Source organism: Micromonospora sp. CPCC 205739, from assembly GCF_036906795.1.
In the GTDB taxonomy this organism is placed as follows: Bacteria; Actinomycetota; Actinomycetes; order Mycobacteriales; family Micromonosporaceae; genus Micromonospora.
In genome coordinates this window covers 26,222-41,985 of record NZ_JBAKHS010000028.1, presented here as the reverse complement: position 1 = coordinate 41,985, position 15,764 = coordinate 26,222, and the positions used below count along the sequence as shown (strand labels likewise).

The window sequence follows — 15,764 nt, the reverse complement described above, 5'->3', positions numbered from 1 at the left end:
GTAGGTAATTGGCATCACAAATAGTTCATGGTTCTCGCACCTTCGGGTCGGTGTCTGCTTAGGCTTCGCGTCATGGCAGATGGTTCCGATACGACGCTGACGGCTGAGCAGACCGCCGAGCAGGCCCCCAACGGGCTGGTCTCGGGCATCAAGTCGTTCGCCGCCGGCCACGGTGGCGCGAAGGCGGTCATCGAGTACGTCGGCAAGCGTGGCGCACGGATCGTCCTCGTCGGCGAGGACGGCGCGTGGGCCGACCAGTTCGCGGACGACACCGTCCAGGCGCGGCAGGCGTGCGCCAAGGCGGGAGTCACCGTCGAGAACGCCTGGGAGCGTGAACTGATGGACCAGATGCGTCCGAGCAACGACCTCTGGCGGTCGATGGCCCGGCGCACGATGGCCCGTTGACATAAATTGACCCCTCACCACCAGTCGACCCGGGGGGAACCCCGGGTCGCTCTCGTTACCTGCGACCGGCTCGCCGACCTCGACCCGGACGACCGGCTCGTACTCGCCCCGTTGGCCGCCCGCGGCGTCACCGCCGAGCCGGCCGTCTGGGACGACCCGAGCGTCGACTGGGCCGGGTACGACCTGGTCGTGCTCCGCTCGCCCTGGGACTACGCGCTGCGCCGCGACGAGTTCGTCGCCTGGGCGCAGACCGTGCCCGCCCTGGTCAACCCCGCCGACGTGGTCCGCTGGAACACCGACAAGCGCTACCTGGGCGAGCTGTCGGCGGCCGGGGTGCCCGTCGTGGCGACCTCGTGGGTGGCGCCGGGGGAGTCCTGGCGACCGCCCGCCGACTCCGGCGAGTACGTCATCAAGCCGGCGGTCAGCGCCGGCAGCCAGGACACCGGCCGCTACGACCTGGCCGACCCGGAGCACCGCGAGCTGGCCGCCGCGCACGTGCGGCGGCTGTCGGACGCGGGCCGGCTGACCATGGTGCAGCCGTACCTCGACGCGGTGGACACGGCCGGCGAGACGGCGCTGCTGTTCCTGGCCGGTCCGCAGGGGCTGGCGTTCAGCCACGCGATCCGCAAGGGCGCGATGCTGGAGGGCCCGGACCTGGGCGTGGAGGGGCTGTACAAGCCCGAGCAGATCAGCGCCCGCACCGCCGGCCCGGACCAGCTGGCCGTCGCGGAACGGGTCTTGGCGCAGGTGCCGGGCGGGTCCGAGCGCCTGCTCTACGCCCGGGTGGACCTGATCCCCGGTCCCGACGGCGCGCCCGTCCTGGTGGAGCTGGAGCTGACCGAGCCGTCGCTCTTCCTCGGGTACGCCGACGGGGCCGCCGACCGCCTCGCCGACGCCATCCGCACCCACCTGGCCCGCCTGCGAGCCTGACCACTCCTCGACGCGCCACGGGGTGATTGATCCCCATTTGCGGCGTGTCGGGTCTCCCACGGCCGGGAAGCCCCGACGCGCCGCAAACGGGGGCACCGACATCCGGGGCGCAGCCGGCCGCGCGGCCGGGGTCAGGCGGTGGCGGGGACCGGTTCCTCGACGGGGGCGGCGGCCGGTGCCGGCGCCACCGGGCGGCGTTCGCGGGTCGACCAGAGGACCGAGAGGGTGGCCAGCAGCACCAGGCAGGAGCCGAGCATGTGCGCGCCGACCAGCAGCGCCGGCAGGTCGGTGAAGTACTGCACGAAGCCGATCACGCCCTGACCCAGCTCCACCGCGAGCAGCACCACGGCGGCCCGGGCCGGGCCGGTCGCGCCGACCGCCCGGAACGCGAAGACCAGCGCCACGGAGAGCCCGAGCAGCAGGAACACCGCGTCGGCGTGCACCTGGGAGATCTGTTCCGGGTCGAGACCGTTGCGGGCCGCGCCGCCGTCGCCGGCGTGCGGGCCGCTGCCGGTGACCCAGGTGCCCACCACCAGCACCGCGACGCTGACCACCGTGGTGAGCGCCGCCAGCGTGCGCAGCGGGCCGGGCACCACGGCCACCGCCGGGCCGTCCGGGTCCTTGATCCGCCGCCAGAGCGCGTACGCGGCCGCGATGACCGCCATCGAGGCGAGGAAGTGCAGCCCGACCACCCACGGGTTGAGGTTGGTCAGCACGGTGATCCCGCCGATCACGGCCTGCGCCGGGATGCCGAGGAACACCGCCACCGAGAGCCCCAGCAGCCCCTTGCGCCGCGGCCGGTACGCCAGCACCGCCAGCACCGTGGCCAGCGCGATGATCCCCACTGCGAAGGTCAGCAGCCGGTTGCCGAACTCGATCACCCCGTGCACGCCCATCTCGGCGGTGGTGGTGTACGACTCGTCCGTGCAGCGGGGCCAGGTCGGGCAGCCGAGCCCGGAGGCGGTGAGCCGGACGGCCCCGCCGGTCACGACGATGGCCACGTTTGCCACGATCGAGGCGTACGCGAGGCGGCGCAGCAGAGCGGCGGAGACCGGGAACCGGACGGATCGCTTCACGGAGCGAATCCTACGCACCGTAGTGGATCCCGATCGGGTGACTCCGCCACGCCGGTGTCGGGGATCACCGGGGCCCGGGTTTGCGGGCCTCCGTCGAATTACGTAACGTTGGCGTTGTGAAAAACGCGGCGGCGCTCTCCGAGCAGCAGCCGGCGACCGGGACGGTCGCTGGTTCTACCGCGTCGTCCACTGATCTTTCCACCCGGGACCGGGTCACCCAGCTGCTGCTGGAGCGGGGCGCGACCACCGCGGCCCAGCTCGGCTCGGCGCTCGGGCTCAGCCCGGCCGCGATCCGCCGGCACCTCGACGCGATGCTCGCCGACGGTGACGTGGTCGCCCGCGAGCAGGCCGTGCGCGGCAGCCGCGGGCGGGGCCGTCCGGCGAAGGTCTTCCTGCTGACCGAGGCCGCCCGGGTCCGCTGCGGCACCCACCACTACGACAACATGGCCACTGCCGCGCTGCGCTGGATCGCCCGCAACGGCGGTGCCGACGCGGTCGAGGCGTTCGCCGCCGACCAGGTCGCCGCGTTGGAGGCCCGCTGCCGCGGCGCCATGGAGGACGCGGGGAGCGACCCCCTCGCGCGGGCGGAGGCGCTCGCGAGCGCGCTCACCGCCGAGGGCTACGCTGCCAACGCGTCCACGATCGCCTCCGGCGGCCAGCTGTGTCAGCACCACTGCCCGGTGGCGCACGTGGCCGCCGAGTTCCCCCAGCTGTGCGAGGCCGAGACCGCGGTGATCTCCCGTCTGGTCGGCACCCACGTGCAGCGCCTGGCCACCATCGCGCACGGCGACGGGGTGTGCACCACGCACATCCCGGCCCAGCCGCGTGCCCAGTCCGGTAACACCGTCACCACTGTGAGGACAGATAAATGACCGAGCAGATCGTCCAGCCCCTGACCCAGGAAGAGCAGCTCGCCGCCCTGGGTCGCTACGAGTACGGCTGGTCCGACCCCGACGTCGCCGGGGCGGTCGCCCAGCGCGGTCTCAACGAGGCGGTGGTACGGGACATCTCGGCGAAGAAGAACGAGCCGGCCTGGATGCTCGACCTGCGGCTGAAGGGCCTGCGCCTGTTCGGCCGCAAGCCGATGCCGTCCTGGGGCGCGGACCTCACCGGGATCGACTTCGACAACATCAAGTACTTCGTCCGGTCCACCGAGAAGCAGGCCACCAGCTGGGAGGACCTGCCCGAGGACATCAAGAACACCTACGACCGGCTGGGCATCCCGGAGGCGGAGAAGCAGCGCCTGGTCGCCGGTGTCGCGGCGCAGTACGAGTCCGAGGTGGTCTACCACAAGATCCGTGAGGACCTTGAGGAGCAGGGTGTCATCTTCCTGGACACCGACACCGCGCTGCGCGAGCACGAGGACATCTTCAAGGAGTACTTCGGCACGGTGATCCCGGTCGGCGACAACAAGTTCGCCGCGCTGAACACCTCCGTCTGGTCCGGTGGCTCGTTCATCTACGTGCCGAAGGGCGTGCACGTGGAGATCCCGCTGCAGGCCTACTTCCGGATCAACACGGAGAACATGGGCCAGTTCGAGCGGACGCTGATCATCGTCGACGAGGGTGCGTACGTGCACTACGTCGAGGGCTGCACCGCGCCGCTGTACTCCTCCGACTCGCTGCACAGCGCGGTCGTGGAGATCATCGTCAAGAAGAACGCCCGGTGCCGTTACACGACCATCCAGAACTGGTCGAACAACGTGTACAACCTGGTCACCAAGCGCGCCGTCTGCCACGAGGGCGCGACCATGGAGTGGGTCGACGGCAACATCGGCTCCAAGGTGACCATGAAGTACCCGGCGGTCTACATGACCGGCGAGCACGCCAAGGGCGAGGTGCTCTCGGTGGCCATGGCCGGCGAGGGCCAGCACCAGGACGCGGGCGCCAAGATGGTGCACGCCGCGCCGCACACCTCCTCCACCATCGTGTCCAAGTCGATCGCCCGGGGCGGCGGCCGCACCTCGTACCGGGGCCTGGTCCAGGTGCTGGAGGGCTCGCACCACAGCCGGAGCACGGTCAAGTGCGACGCGCTGCTGGTCGACACCATCTCCCGCTCGGACACCTACCCGTACGTCGACATCCGTGAGGACGACGTGTCGATGGGGCACGAGGCGACCGTCTCCAAGATCAGCGACGACCAGCTCTTCTACCTGATGAGCCGCGGTCTGAGCGAGGACGAGGCGATGGCGATGATCGTGCGCGGCTTCATCGAGCCGATCGCCAAGGAACTCCCGATGGAGTACGCCCTGGAGCTCAACCGCCTGATCGAGCTGCAGATGGAGGGCGCGGTCGGCTGACGCCGCCGCCCCACCCGGCGGGCCGGCCGACACCGGCCCGCCGTCCGCTCACCTGATTCCGTCGTCGCAGAACAGACCAAGGAAGAGATGACTACCCAGGCTTCCGCGCCGCCCAGCACCAAGACGCAGGCGCTCCGCTCGTACGACGTCGCCGACTTCCCGGCCCTCACGGGCCTGGAGGAGGAGTGGCGCTTCACCCCGCTCAAGCGGCTGCGCGGGCTGGTCGGCGGGGCGCAGGCCGCCACCGCCACGGTCCGGCACGAGTACGGCGACCTGCCCGAGGGCGTCACCGTCGGCCGGATCGGCGCGGACGACCCGCGGGTGGGCAGCGTGCTCACCCCGGTCGACCGGGTCAGCGCGCTGGCGTACGGCGGCGCGGGCGACGCGCTGCTGGTCGAGGTCGCCCGGGACGCCGTGGTCGGCGCGCCGGTGAGCCTGCGGGTGGTCGGCGACGGCGCCGATCAGCTGGCCTTCGGGCACACCTTCGTCGACGTCGGCCGGTTCGCCGAGGTCACCCTGGTGCTGGAGCACGTCGGCTCGGCCACCCTGGCCGACAACGTCGAGGTGTCGGTGGCCGAGGGCGCGAAGCTGATCCTGGTCACCGTCGCCGACTGGGCCGCCGACGCGGTGCAGGCCCAGCACCTCAAGGTCAAGCTGGGCCGCGACGCCAAGGTGACGCACATCCAGGTCAGCCTGGGCGGCGACCTGGTCCGGCAGTACACCTCGGTGGAGTACACCGGCCGGGGCGGCGAGGCCGAGCTGTACGGCGTCTACTTCGCCGACGGCGGCCAGCACCTGGAGCACCGCCAGCTGGTCGACCACAACGTGCCGGACTGCCGCAGCTACGTCGGCTACCGGGGTGCTCTGCAGGGCGACGACGCGCACACCGTCTGGGTGGGCGACGTGCTGATCCGCGCCGAGGCGACCGGCACCGACACGTACGAGATCAACCGGAACCTGCTGCTCTCCGACGGCGCGCGGGCGGACTCCGTACCCAACCTGGAGATCGAGACCGGCGAGATCGCCGGCGCCGGCCACGCGAGCGCGACCGGCCGCTTCGACGACGAGCAGCTCTTCTACCTGATGGCCCGGGGCATCCCGGAGGGCGAGGCCCGGCGCCTGGTGGTGCGCGGCTTCTTCGCCGAGCTGATCAACAAGATCCCGGTCGAGGAGCTGCGCGAGCGGCTCGGCGACGCGATCGAGGCCCGGCTGGCCAAGGCGGGCGCCTGATGATCAAGATCTGCTCGACCGAGGACGTGCCGAAGGGGACCGCGATCAGCGCGGACGTCGACGGCACGCAGATCGCGCTCGTGCACGCCGAGGACGACACCTTCCACGCCGTCCGCGACGAGTGCTCGCACGCCGCGGTCGCCCTCTCCGAGGGCGAGGTCGAGGGGTGCACGCTGGAATGCTGGCTGCACGGATCCCGTTTCGACCTGCGGACGGGTGAGCCCACCGGGCTGCCCGCCACCGAACCCGTTCCCGTCTATCCCGTCGAAGTCCGCGACGGCGACATCTACGTCAGCCTGACGCCGAGCAATGGAGTGACCCGATAATGAGCACCCTGGAGATCCGCGACCTGAAGGTGTCGGTCAAGCTGCCCGAGGGTGAGCTCAAGCCGATCCTGGCCGGTGTCGACCTGACCGTCCGCTCGGGCGAGACGCACGCGATCATGGGGCCGAACGGCTCCGGCAAGTCCACCCTGGCGTACTCGATCGCCGGCCACCCCAAGTACGAGATCACCGGCGGTTCGGTGACCCTCGACGGCGAGGACGTGCTGGCCATGTCCGTCGACGAGCGGGCCCGCGCCGGTCTCTTCCTGGCCATGCAGTACCCGGTCGAGGTCCCCGGCGTCTCGGTGGCGAACTTCCTGCGGACCGCCAAGACCGCCATCGACGGCGAGGCGCCGAAGCTGCGCACCTGGGGCGGCGAGCTGCGCGGCGCCATGGAGCGCCTGCAGATGGACCCGGCGTTCGCCCAGCGCAACGTCAACGAGGGCTTCTCCGGCGGTGAGAAGAAGCGGCACGAGATCGTGCAGCTGGAGCTGCTCAAGCCGAAGATCGCCATCCTCGACGAGACCGACTCCGGCCTCGACGTGGACGCGCTGCGCGTGGTCAGCGAGGGCGTCAACCGGGTCCGCGACAACGGCGACACCGGCGTGCTGCTGATCACCCACTACACCCGCATCCTGCGCTACATCAAGCCCGACTTCGTGCACGTCTTCGTCGCCGGCCGGATCGTCGAGCAGGGCGGCCCGGAACTGGCCGACAAGCTCGAGGCCGAGGGCTACGAGCGCTACGCCGCCGGGGCCGGCTCGGCGCGGGCCTGACACGACAGGGGCCGGCTGAGATGACCACCATCGCGATCCCGTCCGGGATGCCGCAGTACGACGACGTGCCACGCTTCGACGTGGCGGGAGTGCGCGCCGACTTCCCGATCCTGGACCGGGAGATCAACGGGCACCGGCTGGTCTATCTCGACAGCGCCAACACCTCGCACAAGCCGCGCCAGGTGCTCGACGTGCTCGCCGAGCACTACGCGATGCACAACGCGAACGTGTCACGCTCGGTGCACACCCTGGGCACCGAGGCGACCGAGGCGTACGAGGGGGCGCGGGCGAAGATCGCCGCGTTCATCAACGCGCCGAGCGTGGACGAGGTGGTGTTCACCAAGAACTCCACCGAGGCGATCAACATCGTGGCGTACGCGTTCTCCAACGCCTCGCTGCGGCCCGACGCCGACCCGCGGTTCCGGCTCGGCCCGGGTGACGAGGTGGTGATCTCCGAGATGGAGCACCACTCGAACATCGTCCCGTGGCAGCTGCTCTGCGAGCGCACCGGCGCGACGCTGCGCTGGTTCCCGGTCACCGACAACGGGCGGCTGGACGAGTCGGGGCTGGAGGAGCTGGTCACCGAGCGGACGAAGATCGTCTCGCTGGTGCACATGTCCAACATCCTCGGCACGGTCAACGCCACCTCCCGGATCACCCAGCGGGTCCGTGAGGTGGGGGCGCTGCTGCTGCTCGACTGCTCGCAGTCGGTGCCGCACATGCCGATGGACGTGGTCGAGTACGACGCCGACTTCATCGTCTTCACCGGCCACAAGATGTGCGGCCCGACCGGCATCGGCGTGCTCTGGGGCCGGGGCGAGCTGCTCGCCGCGATGCCCCCGGTGTTCGGCGGCGGGTCGATGATCGAGACGGTGTCGATGGCGGGCTCGACGTTCGCCGCGCCGCCGGCCCGGTTCGAGGCCGGCACCCCGCCGATCGCCGAGGCGGTCGCGCTCGGCGCGGCGGTGGACTACCTCACCGGCATCGGGATGCGCGCCATCCAGTGGCACGAGAAGGAGCTGACGGCGTACGCGCTGGACGCCCTCGCCACCGTGCCGGGGCTGCGGATCTTCGGACCGACGGTGCCGGTCGGCCGGGGTGGGACGATCTCGTTCGCGCTCGGTGACATCCACCCGCACGACGTGGGGCAGGTCCTCGACTCGCTCGGCGTGCAGGTGCGGGTGGGGCACCACTGCGCGAAGCCGGTGTGCACGCGGTTCCGCGTGCCGGCCATGACGCGGGCCTCGTTCTACCTGTACACCACCACGGAGGAGATCGACGCCCTGGTGGCGGGGCTCGAGCAGGCACGGAAGGTGTTCGACTGATGCAGCTCGACCAGCTCTACCAGGAGATCATCCTGGACCACTACAAGCACCCGCACGGGCGTGGCCTGCGCGACGCCGACCCGGACGCCCGGGTCGCCGAGGCGCACCACGTCAACCCGACCTGCGGTGACGAGATCACCGTCCGGGTGGCCACCGACGGCGACACGCTCGACGACATCTCGTACGACGGGATGGGCTGCTCGATCAGCCAGGCGTCGGCGAGCGTGCTGCACGAGCTGCTGCGCGGTCGGGGTGCGGGTGAGGCGTTCGCCGTGCACGAGGCGTTCGTCGAGTTGATGTCCGGGCGTGGCCAGGTCACCCCGGACGAGGACGTGCTCGGTGACGGGGTGGCTTTCGCGGGCGTCGCCCGCTACCCCGCCCGGGTCAAGTGCGCGCTGCTGCCGTGGATGGCGTTCAAGGACGCCGCGGCACGCGCCGGCGTGGGCGTGAGCCCGACGGAGGTGAAGGCATGAGTAGCGAGGACACCGCCACTGCGGCGACGCCGGAGGCCGGTGACGCCGCCACGACGCCGGCGACCGGTGCCGTGGCGACCGACGGCGCCCCGACGGCGGCGGGCGGCAAGGCCGTCGTCGCCGACATCGAGGAGGCGATGAAGGACGTCGTCGACCCCGAGCTGGGCATCAACGTGGTCGACCTCGGCCTGGTGTACGGCGTGCACGTCGACGACGAGAACGTCGCGACGCTGGACATGACGCTCACCTCGGCGGCCTGCCCGCTCACCGACGTGATCGAGGACCAGGCCCGGCAGGCGCTGACCACCGGCCCCGGCGGGGGACTGGTCAACGACATCCGGATCAACTGGGTCTGGCTGCCGCCGTGGGGCCCCGACAAGATCACCGACGAGGGGCGCGACCAGCTCCGCTCGCTCGGCTTCAACGTCTGATCCGTCCTGCCGGCTGGCGAGACACCGGAAAGGCCCCGACCCAGGTCGGGGCCTTTTCCGTGCGCGGTCGGCGGAACTCCGACGCGACCGACGGATAACCGGTCGCGGGGCGGGACGGCGTCCGGCGACAATTGCCCGGTGATCGAGTCGAAGTCGTCCCGCACCGTCCCTGTCGCCGCGGCCATCGCCGCCGGGCGACAGCGGTCGGCGCCGGGGCGGCCGCGACCCGGTACCGGTCGTCATGGGTGACGCGCTGCTCGCCGGCCTGCTGGCCGGCTACGGGGTGGCGGTGCCCGTCGGGGCGATCGCCATCGTGGTCATCGGGCTCACCGCCCGTACCTCGTTGCGGGTCGGCGCCGCCGCGGCCCTCGGGGTGGCGGTGGCGGACGGCCTCTACGCCGCGCTGGCCGTGCTCGGCGGCGCGGCCCTGGCCGGGCTGGTGCGCCCGGTGGCGACCCCGTTGCGCTGGTCGGCCGTCGTGATCCTGCTCCTCCTCGCCGGGCAGCTCGCCGTGGGCGCGCTGCGCCGGCACCACCGCCCGCCCGGTCCGGCGCGGGCCGAGCGGGCCCTGGCCACGCCGGGCCGGGCGTTCCTCGGGCTGCTGGCGCTCACCCTGCTCAACCCGATGACCATCGTCTACTTCGTGGCCCTGGTGATCGGCCGGCAGGCGTCCGGTGGTTGGATGCCCGCCGGCCAGGTGGCCTTCGTGGCCGGAGCGTTCGCCGCCTCGGCGAGCTGGCAGCTGCTGGTCGCCGGTGGCGGCTCGCTGCTCGGCCGGCTGCTCACCTCCGACCGTGGCCGGCTGGTCACCGCGCTGCTGGCCAGTGCGCTGATCGTGCTGCTCGCGCTGCGGATGATCTGGTGAGCCAGCCGGCTCAGTGCGGGTACACCTCCAGTTCCCAGAGCGAGAAGCCGTAGGAGGTGGCCCGGGTCAGCCCGACCATCCGCACGTAGCGGGCGCTGGTCGCGGCGAACCGGTTGTTGTCGGTGCCGCCGTCACCGGCGGTGGTGGACCAGACCGTTCGCCAGCCGGCGCCGTCGGCGGAGACGTCGATCCGGTACGACCGGGCGTGCGCCGCCTCCCAGCGCAGCACCGTGCGGGCCACCGGCCGGACCGACCCGAGGTCGACGGTGATCGACTGGTTGTCCGACCAGCCGCTCGACCACCGGGTGCCCGGGTCGCCGTCCACCGCCCGGCTCGCCGGGAGGAAGAGCTGGCTGCTGGAGGCGGTGACCGGCCGGCCGGCGGCCAGGTTGGTCAGGTCGTCGCCGCGGCGGGCCGGGAACGACACCACCTGCTGGTAGGTCGGCCGGTTCTGCCAGGCGATGACGGGCTGCTTCAGCCCGCCGAGCGGGGACTGCACGATGGCGTCGGCGCACCACTGGTCGCCCGCCGCGCAGCTGGCGTCGCCGGGGTAGACCTGGGTCGCCGGCTGGGCGGCGGCGCTGCGCAGCGTGTCCAGCAGGATCTGGCGGCAGGCGGCGAGGTCGCCGCCGCCGCAGTACCGGCGGGCCGGCCCGCCGGGCACCGACTCGCCCAGCACCGCGCGCAGGTCGGCGTCCACGTAACCCCACCAGCCGTACTGGAACGACGAGCCCTTGTGGCCCTGCGCCTCGTTGGCGGAGGTGGGCAGGGTGGACTCGTCGCCGCGCTGCTGCCCGGACGGCGACTCGTTGATCTGCATGGCGTTGACCAGCGCCTGGTAGAGCTCGGCGCCGAGCGGCGCCTTGAACTGGCCGTTGACCAGCAGTGGCCACCAGGCGTCGAAGATCCGGATCGCCTCGGCGTGCCGGTAGACCTTGCTGCCGCGGGCCGTTTCGACCCGCAGGGCCCCGTCGGCACGCCAGGTGCGGAGCTTGGTCACCACGGCGGCCAGGTCGGGGTCGGTGACCGGCTGGCTCTCCAGCACCCGGATCAGCTCGTCGAGCACCTCGGCGCCGCGCAGGTCGGTCAGCCCGGCCCGCTCGACCAGCGAGGTCAGTGTGGCCCGATCGAAGGTGCGCCCGGCCGCCAGCGCTGCCCGGATCGGCCGGTCCAGCAGGTCGACCCGGTGCACCGGGCCGAAGGTGAAGTTGCCGTCGGCGGCCCCGAAGTCCTTGGCCTGCTTGTTGTTCCAGCTCACGTAGTAGTCCTGGTCCACCGAGTACGGATGCTCGGCCAGGGGTTGGTACGCGGCGGTGTTGGTGGTCGGGTCGAAGTCGCGCCACTCGTACGCCGGATCGGCCCGCATCGGCAGGTTCGGGTCGGACCCGGCCGCCCGGACCGGGTTGAGCCCCGAGTTCAGGTACGCCGACTCGGTGGAGTTCACGTAGAACCAGTTGAACGCGTACCCGATGGTGCCGGCCGACTCGCGGAACGCCGCGGCGTCGCCCATCGCGGCCGGGTCGTTGAACATCTGGAAGCCGATCGCCGAGTCCGCCTCGTGCCGGTAGGTGGAGCGCAGGTGGGTGAAGGCGTGCGGCTGGCCGCCCACGGTGCCCCGCCAGGCGACCAGGCCGAGCGCGGTGCGCCGGGCGACCAGCCGGTACGACCCGGCCGCCGTGCCGTCGGCGAGGGTGGGCCGCCAGGCGTTGACGTGGGAGATCTCCTCCATCGGCTGGCACCGACCCCGATAGTGGTAGTGGTTGCTGGCCAGGGTGGGTGCGCTGCCGTCCACGGTGCACAGCGGCAGGGCGTAGGTGTCGGTGATGTCGTGGGCCGACGAGGTGGCGCTCCACGCGTAGTCCTGGCCCCGGCCGAGCAGCACGTAGAGGTTGAGCCCGGCGAAGGCCGCGCCACGGGCACTGATCCCAGGCCCCTGCAACTCCTGCACCATCAGCAGCTGCGGCGAGAAGTACCCGGTCTGCGGACCGAACACGGCGATCGGGTGGCCGGTGGCGGAGTGCTCGGCCGAGATCACCGCCGCGTTCGACATGCCCCGGCTGGCCCGGCCGATGGTCAGCCCGGACAGCGCGGCGGCCAGCTCGGACGGTCCGCCGACGGCGGCGCCGGTGGCCGTGCCGGTGGCGTCGCTGACGACGGATTCCACCCGGGCCGACCCGCCGTCCGGCAGCACCACGCTGGACGCGTTCGCGGGGGCGCCACCGTACGGGAAGCTCTGCCCGTCGTGCAGGGTCAGCACGGTCTCCGGGTTCTCCCGGCTGCGGAAGGCGGTCCAGACCCGGTCCCCCTCGACCACCCCGTAGCGGGCCCGCGCGGCCAGCCGGACCAGCGCCGACTGCATCTCGTTGCCGCCCCCGCCGCCGAACAGCCCGCCCACCACGCCGGCGATGGCGATCAGGTCGGTCATCCGGAACGGCTCGGGCCCCCCGGCGTTGGTGACCGCGTCCAGGTGCCCGGTGAGCACGTACTCGCCGGGGCAGTTGCGGTGCGCCATGCAGTGCCCGATGTAGGCGTTGATACCGGCGATGTACTCCTGCACGTCGGCGTAGAGCTGCTCGCCCCGGGGGCCCTTGCGTCGCAGCGCCTCCACCTGGGCCGCCAGGTCCGCCTCGGTGTACGGCGAGTTGCGCCAGACGCTCTGCTCCAGGGCCCGGTTGCCGGGCGCGCCACCGGCGAACGGCGTGAGGGTGCCCCGCCCGACGTGGCGCAGCAGGTCGATGGTGAACAGTCGGTCCTCGGCCCCGGCGTAGCCGGCCCCGAACATGGTGCCGCCGCGGGTGCTGCCGGTGACGTGCGGCACGCCGGTCGCCCGGTCGCGCACGATGGTCGCGTCGGCGCGGGGCGAGTAGCGGCGCTCGACCTGGTCGGCCGGCACCCCGAAGCCGGCGTCGTTGAAGAACGCGCCGAGCTGGTCCTCGCGCAGCCCCGCGTAGCCGTAGACCAGGTCGGCGTACCGGCCGAGCTGGTCTCCGGCGTGCCGGGGCAGGGTGCCGAGGGCCTGGTTGGCGAGCACCTCGACGAGGGTGGCGTTGCCGTTCTGCCCCGGCGGCAGGATGTCCGAGCACTCGCCGAGACAGTGGTCGCCCGCGGCGAAACCGCTGGTGGTGGCGTCGATGGCGTCGGTGACGGCGGGCGCGGCGGTGGCGGGAGCGGTGGGGGAGACGGTGAGCAGGGCCGCCACGGTGACCGTCGCCGCGGCGGCGGCGGTCAGCCGGCGGGCGACGGCGCGGCGGGCGGGGTGCGGTGGGACGGGACCGCGTGGCTGCATGGGTACCTCGCAGACGGAGGATGGATCCGAGAAACATTCGGTTACCGGATGGTAAGCGTTCATCGATGCCCGTGAAAGGCCTGGAGTCGAGCGCCGCCCGCAGTCCGGCAGTTCGGTACCGTTCCGCCATGACCAGTCGACCCGCAGCCGGGGGTGGCCGGTGGGTCGAGGTCGACCCGACCCGCGTCGCCCGCTGGGTCGAGGGCTTCGCCGACCGGCACGGCCCGCCCACCACCACCGTCACCGGGTACGGCCTGCTGCTCACCGCCCCGGACGACGCGACCGCCGAACTGCACACCCCGCCCGGGGCTTCGCCCGCCCCCGACGTACCCGCCTTCGTGGCCGCGGCGGCCGAGCCGCGCCGGATCGGCCTGCTGCTCGCCCGCAAGGGCGCGGTGGCGGTTGGCATCGCGGCGGGGGAGGAGCTGGTGGTCTCCAAGGTGGACACCCGCTACGTGCAGGGGCGCACCGCCGCGGGCGGCTGGTCCCAGCAGCGGTTCGCCCGCCGCCGGGACAACCAGGCGAAGGCGGCGCTCGGCGACGCGACCGAGCTGGCCGTACGGCTGCTGCTGCCGGAGGTGGCGACGCTGCGGGCGCTGGTCTGCGGCGGTGACCGGCGGGCCGTCGACACCGTGCTCGCCGACCGGCGACTGGCCCCGCTCGCCGCGCTGCGGGCCGAGCGGCTGCTCGACGTCCCGGAACCCCGGCACGCCGTGCTGGTCGCCGCGATCGCCGCGGCCCGTGCGGTAACCATCCTGGTGCGCGACGCCGCGCCCGGCCCGGCCTGACCCCGCTGCCGGTCACCGCCGGGCGGGCGGCGTCCAGGCCGGGTCGATCGCACCGAGCAGCTCGTCCTGGTCATCGGCGAGCGGGGCGGTCAGCGGCAGCGGCGTGAACCGGCAGGCGAAGAGCAGTCCGTCGTCCCCGCCGCCGCCCCCGACCCGGTGGGTCCACCGCCGTGCCGGCCCGGGCGGCGCGGTGAGGTGCACGTAGGTGGTGCGGCGCGGCCCCCCGGTCACCGGGTGCGGCCGGTCCCGGACGCCGAGCGCGGCGACCGGCGTCAGTCCCGTCAGCCCGGTCTCCTCGGCCACCTCGCGCACCGCCGCGTCGGCCCACGCCTTCGCCCGGCTTCATGCCGCCCGCCGGGAGCTGCGTTCCGGCCTCCGGGAAGTCGACGTGGTCGAAGACGAGCAGCTCCGGCCCGGCGGCGCCGTCGGGGACGACGTAGGCGGCGACCCGGAGCCGGGGCGGTGCACCGGCCATCCGGCCAGTGTGGCCGAACGCGGCCGAAACCGGCGACCGGGAAACGCCACGGCGGCCGGTGGGTCACCAACCCACCGGCCGCCGCCGGCACCTCTCAGGGGCGGTCAGAGACCGCCGGCGAAGGTGTCGCAGGACTTGGGGTCGCCGGTCTCGAAGCCCTTGGTGAACCACTCCTTGCGCTGCGCCGAGGAGCCGTGGGTGAACTCCTCGGGGTTCGCCGGGCGGTTGGCCCGCTCCGAGATGGCGTCGTCGCCGATCTTCTCGGCCGTGTCGATCGCCTGCGCGATGTCCTGCTCGCTGATGCTCTTGAAGATCTTCTGGCCCTTGGCGTCGGCGGTGCCGGTGGCGTTCTTCGCCCAGGCGCCCGCGTAGCAGTCGGCCTGCAGCTCCAGCTTCACCGACAGCGCGTTGGCGTTGTCCGGGTCACGCTGCTGCTGGCGGCGCATCTGCGCCTCGGTGCCGAGCAGGTCCTGCACGTGGTGGCCGTACTCGTGGGCCAGCACGTACGGCTGGGCGAACTCGCCTTCCGCGCCGAGCTGTTCGGCGAGCACCCGGTAGAAGGTGAGGTCGATGTAGATCAGGTCGTCGGCCGGGCAGTAGAACGGGCCCACGCCGGAGTCGGCCTGGCCGCACGCGGTGTTGACGCCCTGGCTGAAGAAGACCGTCCTGGACGGCCGGTACTGCTCGCCGAACTTCTCCGGCAACGCGGTCTGCCAGTACGCCTGGATCGAGTTGACGTAGGCGGCATTGCGGCAGTCCAGCTGCTGGAGCGCGTCGTCGGCCGCGCACTTCTGCTCCAGGGCCGTGTTGTCGCCCTGCTCCCCGCCGCCGCCGTTGGTCGCCGCGTTCAGCCCGAAGCCGCCGCCGACGAGCGCCACGAGCACGGCGATGATGATGCCGACGATCCCACCGCGCCCGCCGCCGATCGGGATCGGGATCCCCATCCCGCCGCCTCCGCCGGACCCTCGCCGATCGTCCACCTGACTGGTGTCGATCCGCGCGTTCTCGTTCAGCTCCATGTTGACCCCGATCACCGATTCATCACGTTTGGTGGTTCCGGTACCGGACCGGGTCCGGACGGC

Annotated in this window: 16 protein-coding genes; 12 read left to right on the top strand and 4 right to left on the bottom strand. The window is 72.4% G+C overall.

The genetic code is table 11. From position 1 onward, the window contains the following. The first annotated feature begins 72 nt into the window (after window positions 1-72). Window positions 73-405, top strand: a complete 333-nt coding sequence (locus tag V6U88_RS27380; RefSeq protein WP_334457330.1) for a hypothetical protein — start codon at window positions 73-75, stop codon at window positions 403-405. Between the two features lie 6 nt (window positions 406-411). Next, window positions 412-1,335, top strand: coding sequence for an ATP-grasp domain-containing protein (locus V6U88_RS27375; protein WP_334457329.1), 924 nt, complete (start codon window positions 412-414; stop codon window positions 1,333-1,335). 131 nt (window positions 1,336-1,466) lie between these two features. On the opposite strand, the gene V6U88_RS27370 is transcribed toward V6U88_RS27375, so the two are convergent. Further along, on the bottom strand, window positions 1,467-2,429 hold the full coding sequence (locus V6U88_RS27370) for a COX15/CtaA family protein (RefSeq protein WP_334457328.1): 963 nt from the start codon (window positions 2,427-2,429) through the stop codon (window positions 1,467-1,469). 98 nt (window positions 2,430-2,527) lie between these two features. On the opposite strand from V6U88_RS27370, the gene V6U88_RS27365 reads away from it, so the two are divergent. The 9 genes from V6U88_RS27365 (at window position 2,528) to V6U88_RS27325 (ending at window position 10,133) form a co-directional block, all read left to right on the top strand. Beyond that, window positions 2,528-3,283 (top strand): helix-turn-helix transcriptional regulator, encoded by a 756-nt coding sequence (locus tag V6U88_RS27365; protein ID WP_334457327.1) that lies wholly within the window; start codon window positions 2,528-2,530, stop codon window positions 3,281-3,283. Further along, window positions 3,280-4,710: a Fe-S cluster assembly protein SufB gene (sufB, locus tag V6U88_RS27360; RefSeq protein WP_334457326.1), complete on the top strand. Its 1,431-nt coding sequence runs from the start codon at window positions 3,280-3,282 to the stop codon at window positions 4,708-4,710. Before V6U88_RS27365 ends, sufB begins: the two co-directional genes overlap by 4 nt. 87 nt (window positions 4,711-4,797) lie before the next feature. Beyond that, entirely contained in the window at window positions 4,798-5,940 is a 1,143-nt protein-coding gene (gene sufD, locus V6U88_RS27355; protein ID WP_334457325.1) for a Fe-S cluster assembly protein SufD, read from the top strand. After that, window positions 5,940-6,266: a non-heme iron oxygenase ferredoxin subunit gene (locus V6U88_RS27350; RefSeq protein ID WP_334457324.1), complete on the top strand. Its 327-nt coding sequence runs from the start codon at window positions 5,940-5,942 to the stop codon at window positions 6,264-6,266. The genes sufD and V6U88_RS27350 overlap by 1 nt, the downstream gene beginning before the upstream one ends. After that, the gene (sufC, locus tag V6U88_RS27345) at window positions 6,266-7,039 is read left to right on the top strand and encodes a Fe-S cluster assembly ATPase SufC (RefSeq protein WP_334457323.1); all 774 of its coding nucleotides are present in this window, start codon (window positions 6,266-6,268) and stop codon (window positions 7,037-7,039) included. The genes V6U88_RS27350 and sufC overlap by 1 nt, the downstream gene beginning before the upstream one ends. Window positions 7,040-7,059: 20 nt before the next feature. Continuing rightward, window positions 7,060-8,364 carry a cysteine desulfurase gene (locus V6U88_RS27340; protein WP_334457322.1) on the top strand — a complete coding sequence of 435 codons (1,305 nt, stop codon included), beginning with the start codon at window positions 7,060-7,062 and terminating at the stop codon, window positions 8,362-8,364. Beyond that, the gene (gene sufU, locus V6U88_RS27335; protein WP_154943622.1) at window positions 8,364-8,837 is read left to right on the top strand and encodes a Fe-S cluster assembly sulfur transfer protein SufU; all 474 of its coding nucleotides are present in this window, start codon (window positions 8,364-8,366) and stop codon (window positions 8,835-8,837) included. Before V6U88_RS27340 ends, sufU begins: the two co-directional genes overlap by 1 nt. Continuing rightward, window positions 8,834-9,268, top strand: coding sequence for a metal-sulfur cluster assembly factor (locus V6U88_RS27330; RefSeq protein ID WP_334457318.1), 435 nt, complete (start codon window positions 8,834-8,836; stop codon window positions 9,266-9,268). Before sufU ends, V6U88_RS27330 begins: the two co-directional genes overlap by 4 nt. A 241-nt stretch (window positions 9,269-9,509) precedes the next feature. Beyond that, the gene (locus tag V6U88_RS27325; RefSeq protein ID WP_334457317.1) at window positions 9,510-10,133 is read left to right on the top strand and encodes a LysE family transporter; all 624 of its coding nucleotides are present in this window, start codon (window positions 9,510-9,512) and stop codon (window positions 10,131-10,133) included. A gap of 10 nt (window positions 10,134-10,143) precedes the next feature. Here V6U88_RS27325 and V6U88_RS27320 read toward each other — a convergent pair whose 3' ends face one another. Further along, a complete protein-coding gene (locus tag V6U88_RS27320) occupies window positions 10,144-13,419 on the bottom strand; it encodes a penicillin acylase family protein (protein WP_334457316.1) in 3,276 nt (1,091 codons plus the stop codon). A gap of 128 nt (window positions 13,420-13,547) precedes the next feature. Between V6U88_RS27320 and V6U88_RS27315 the strand changes: the two genes are divergently transcribed. Further along, entirely contained in the window at window positions 13,548-14,207 is a 660-nt protein-coding gene (locus V6U88_RS27315; RefSeq protein ID WP_334457315.1) for an acVLRF1 family peptidyl-tRNA hydrolase, read from the top strand. 12 nt (window positions 14,208-14,219) lie between these two features. Here V6U88_RS27315 and V6U88_RS27310 read toward each other — a convergent pair whose 3' ends face one another. Beyond that, window positions 14,220-14,510, bottom strand: coding sequence for a hypothetical protein (locus V6U88_RS27310; protein ID WP_334457314.1), 291 nt, complete (start codon window positions 14,508-14,510; stop codon window positions 14,220-14,222). Window positions 14,511-14,786: 276 nt separating this feature from the next. Continuing rightward, window positions 14,787-15,701 (bottom strand): KPN_02809 family neutral zinc metallopeptidase, encoded by a 915-nt coding sequence (gene ypfJ / locus V6U88_RS27305; RefSeq protein ID WP_334457350.1) that lies wholly within the window; start codon window positions 15,699-15,701, stop codon window positions 14,787-14,789. Window positions 15,702-15,764 lie beyond the last annotated feature (63 nt).

Coding starts and splice junctions, on each gene's coding strand:
- V6U88_RS27380 (WP_334457330.1), top strand. CDS start 73: ATGGCAGATGGTTCCGATACGACGCTGACGGCTGAGCAGACCGCCGAG.
- sufB (WP_334457326.1), top strand. CDS start 3,280: ATGACCGAGCAGATCGTCCAGCCCCTGACCCAGGAAGAGCAGCTCGCC.
- sufD (WP_334457325.1), top strand. CDS start 4,798: ATGACTACCCAGGCTTCCGCGCCGCCCAGCACCAAGACGCAGGCGCTC.
- V6U88_RS27350 (WP_334457324.1), top strand. CDS start 5,940: ATGATCAAGATCTGCTCGACCGAGGACGTGCCGAAGGGGACCGCGATC.
- sufC (WP_334457323.1), top strand. CDS start 6,266: ATGAGCACCCTGGAGATCCGCGACCTGAAGGTGTCGGTCAAGCTGCCC.
- V6U88_RS27340 (WP_334457322.1), top strand. CDS start 7,060: ATGACCACCATCGCGATCCCGTCCGGGATGCCGCAGTACGACGACGTG.
- sufU (WP_154943622.1), top strand. CDS start 8,364: ATGCAGCTCGACCAGCTCTACCAGGAGATCATCCTGGACCACTACAAG.
- V6U88_RS27330 (WP_334457318.1), top strand. CDS start 8,834: ATGAGTAGCGAGGACACCGCCACTGCGGCGACGCCGGAGGCCGGTGAC.
- V6U88_RS27325 (WP_334457317.1), top strand. CDS start 9,510: ATGGGTGACGCGCTGCTCGCCGGCCTGCTGGCCGGCTACGGGGTGGCG.
- V6U88_RS27320 (WP_334457316.1), bottom strand. CDS start 13,419: ATGCAGCCACGCGGTCCCGTCCCACCGCACCCCGCCCGCCGCGCCGTC.
- V6U88_RS27315 (WP_334457315.1), top strand. CDS start 13,548: ATGACCAGTCGACCCGCAGCCGGGGGTGGCCGGTGGGTCGAGGTCGAC.
- ypfJ (WP_334457350.1), bottom strand. CDS start 15,701: ATGGAGCTGAACGAGAACGCGCGGATCGACACCAGTCAGGTGGACGAT.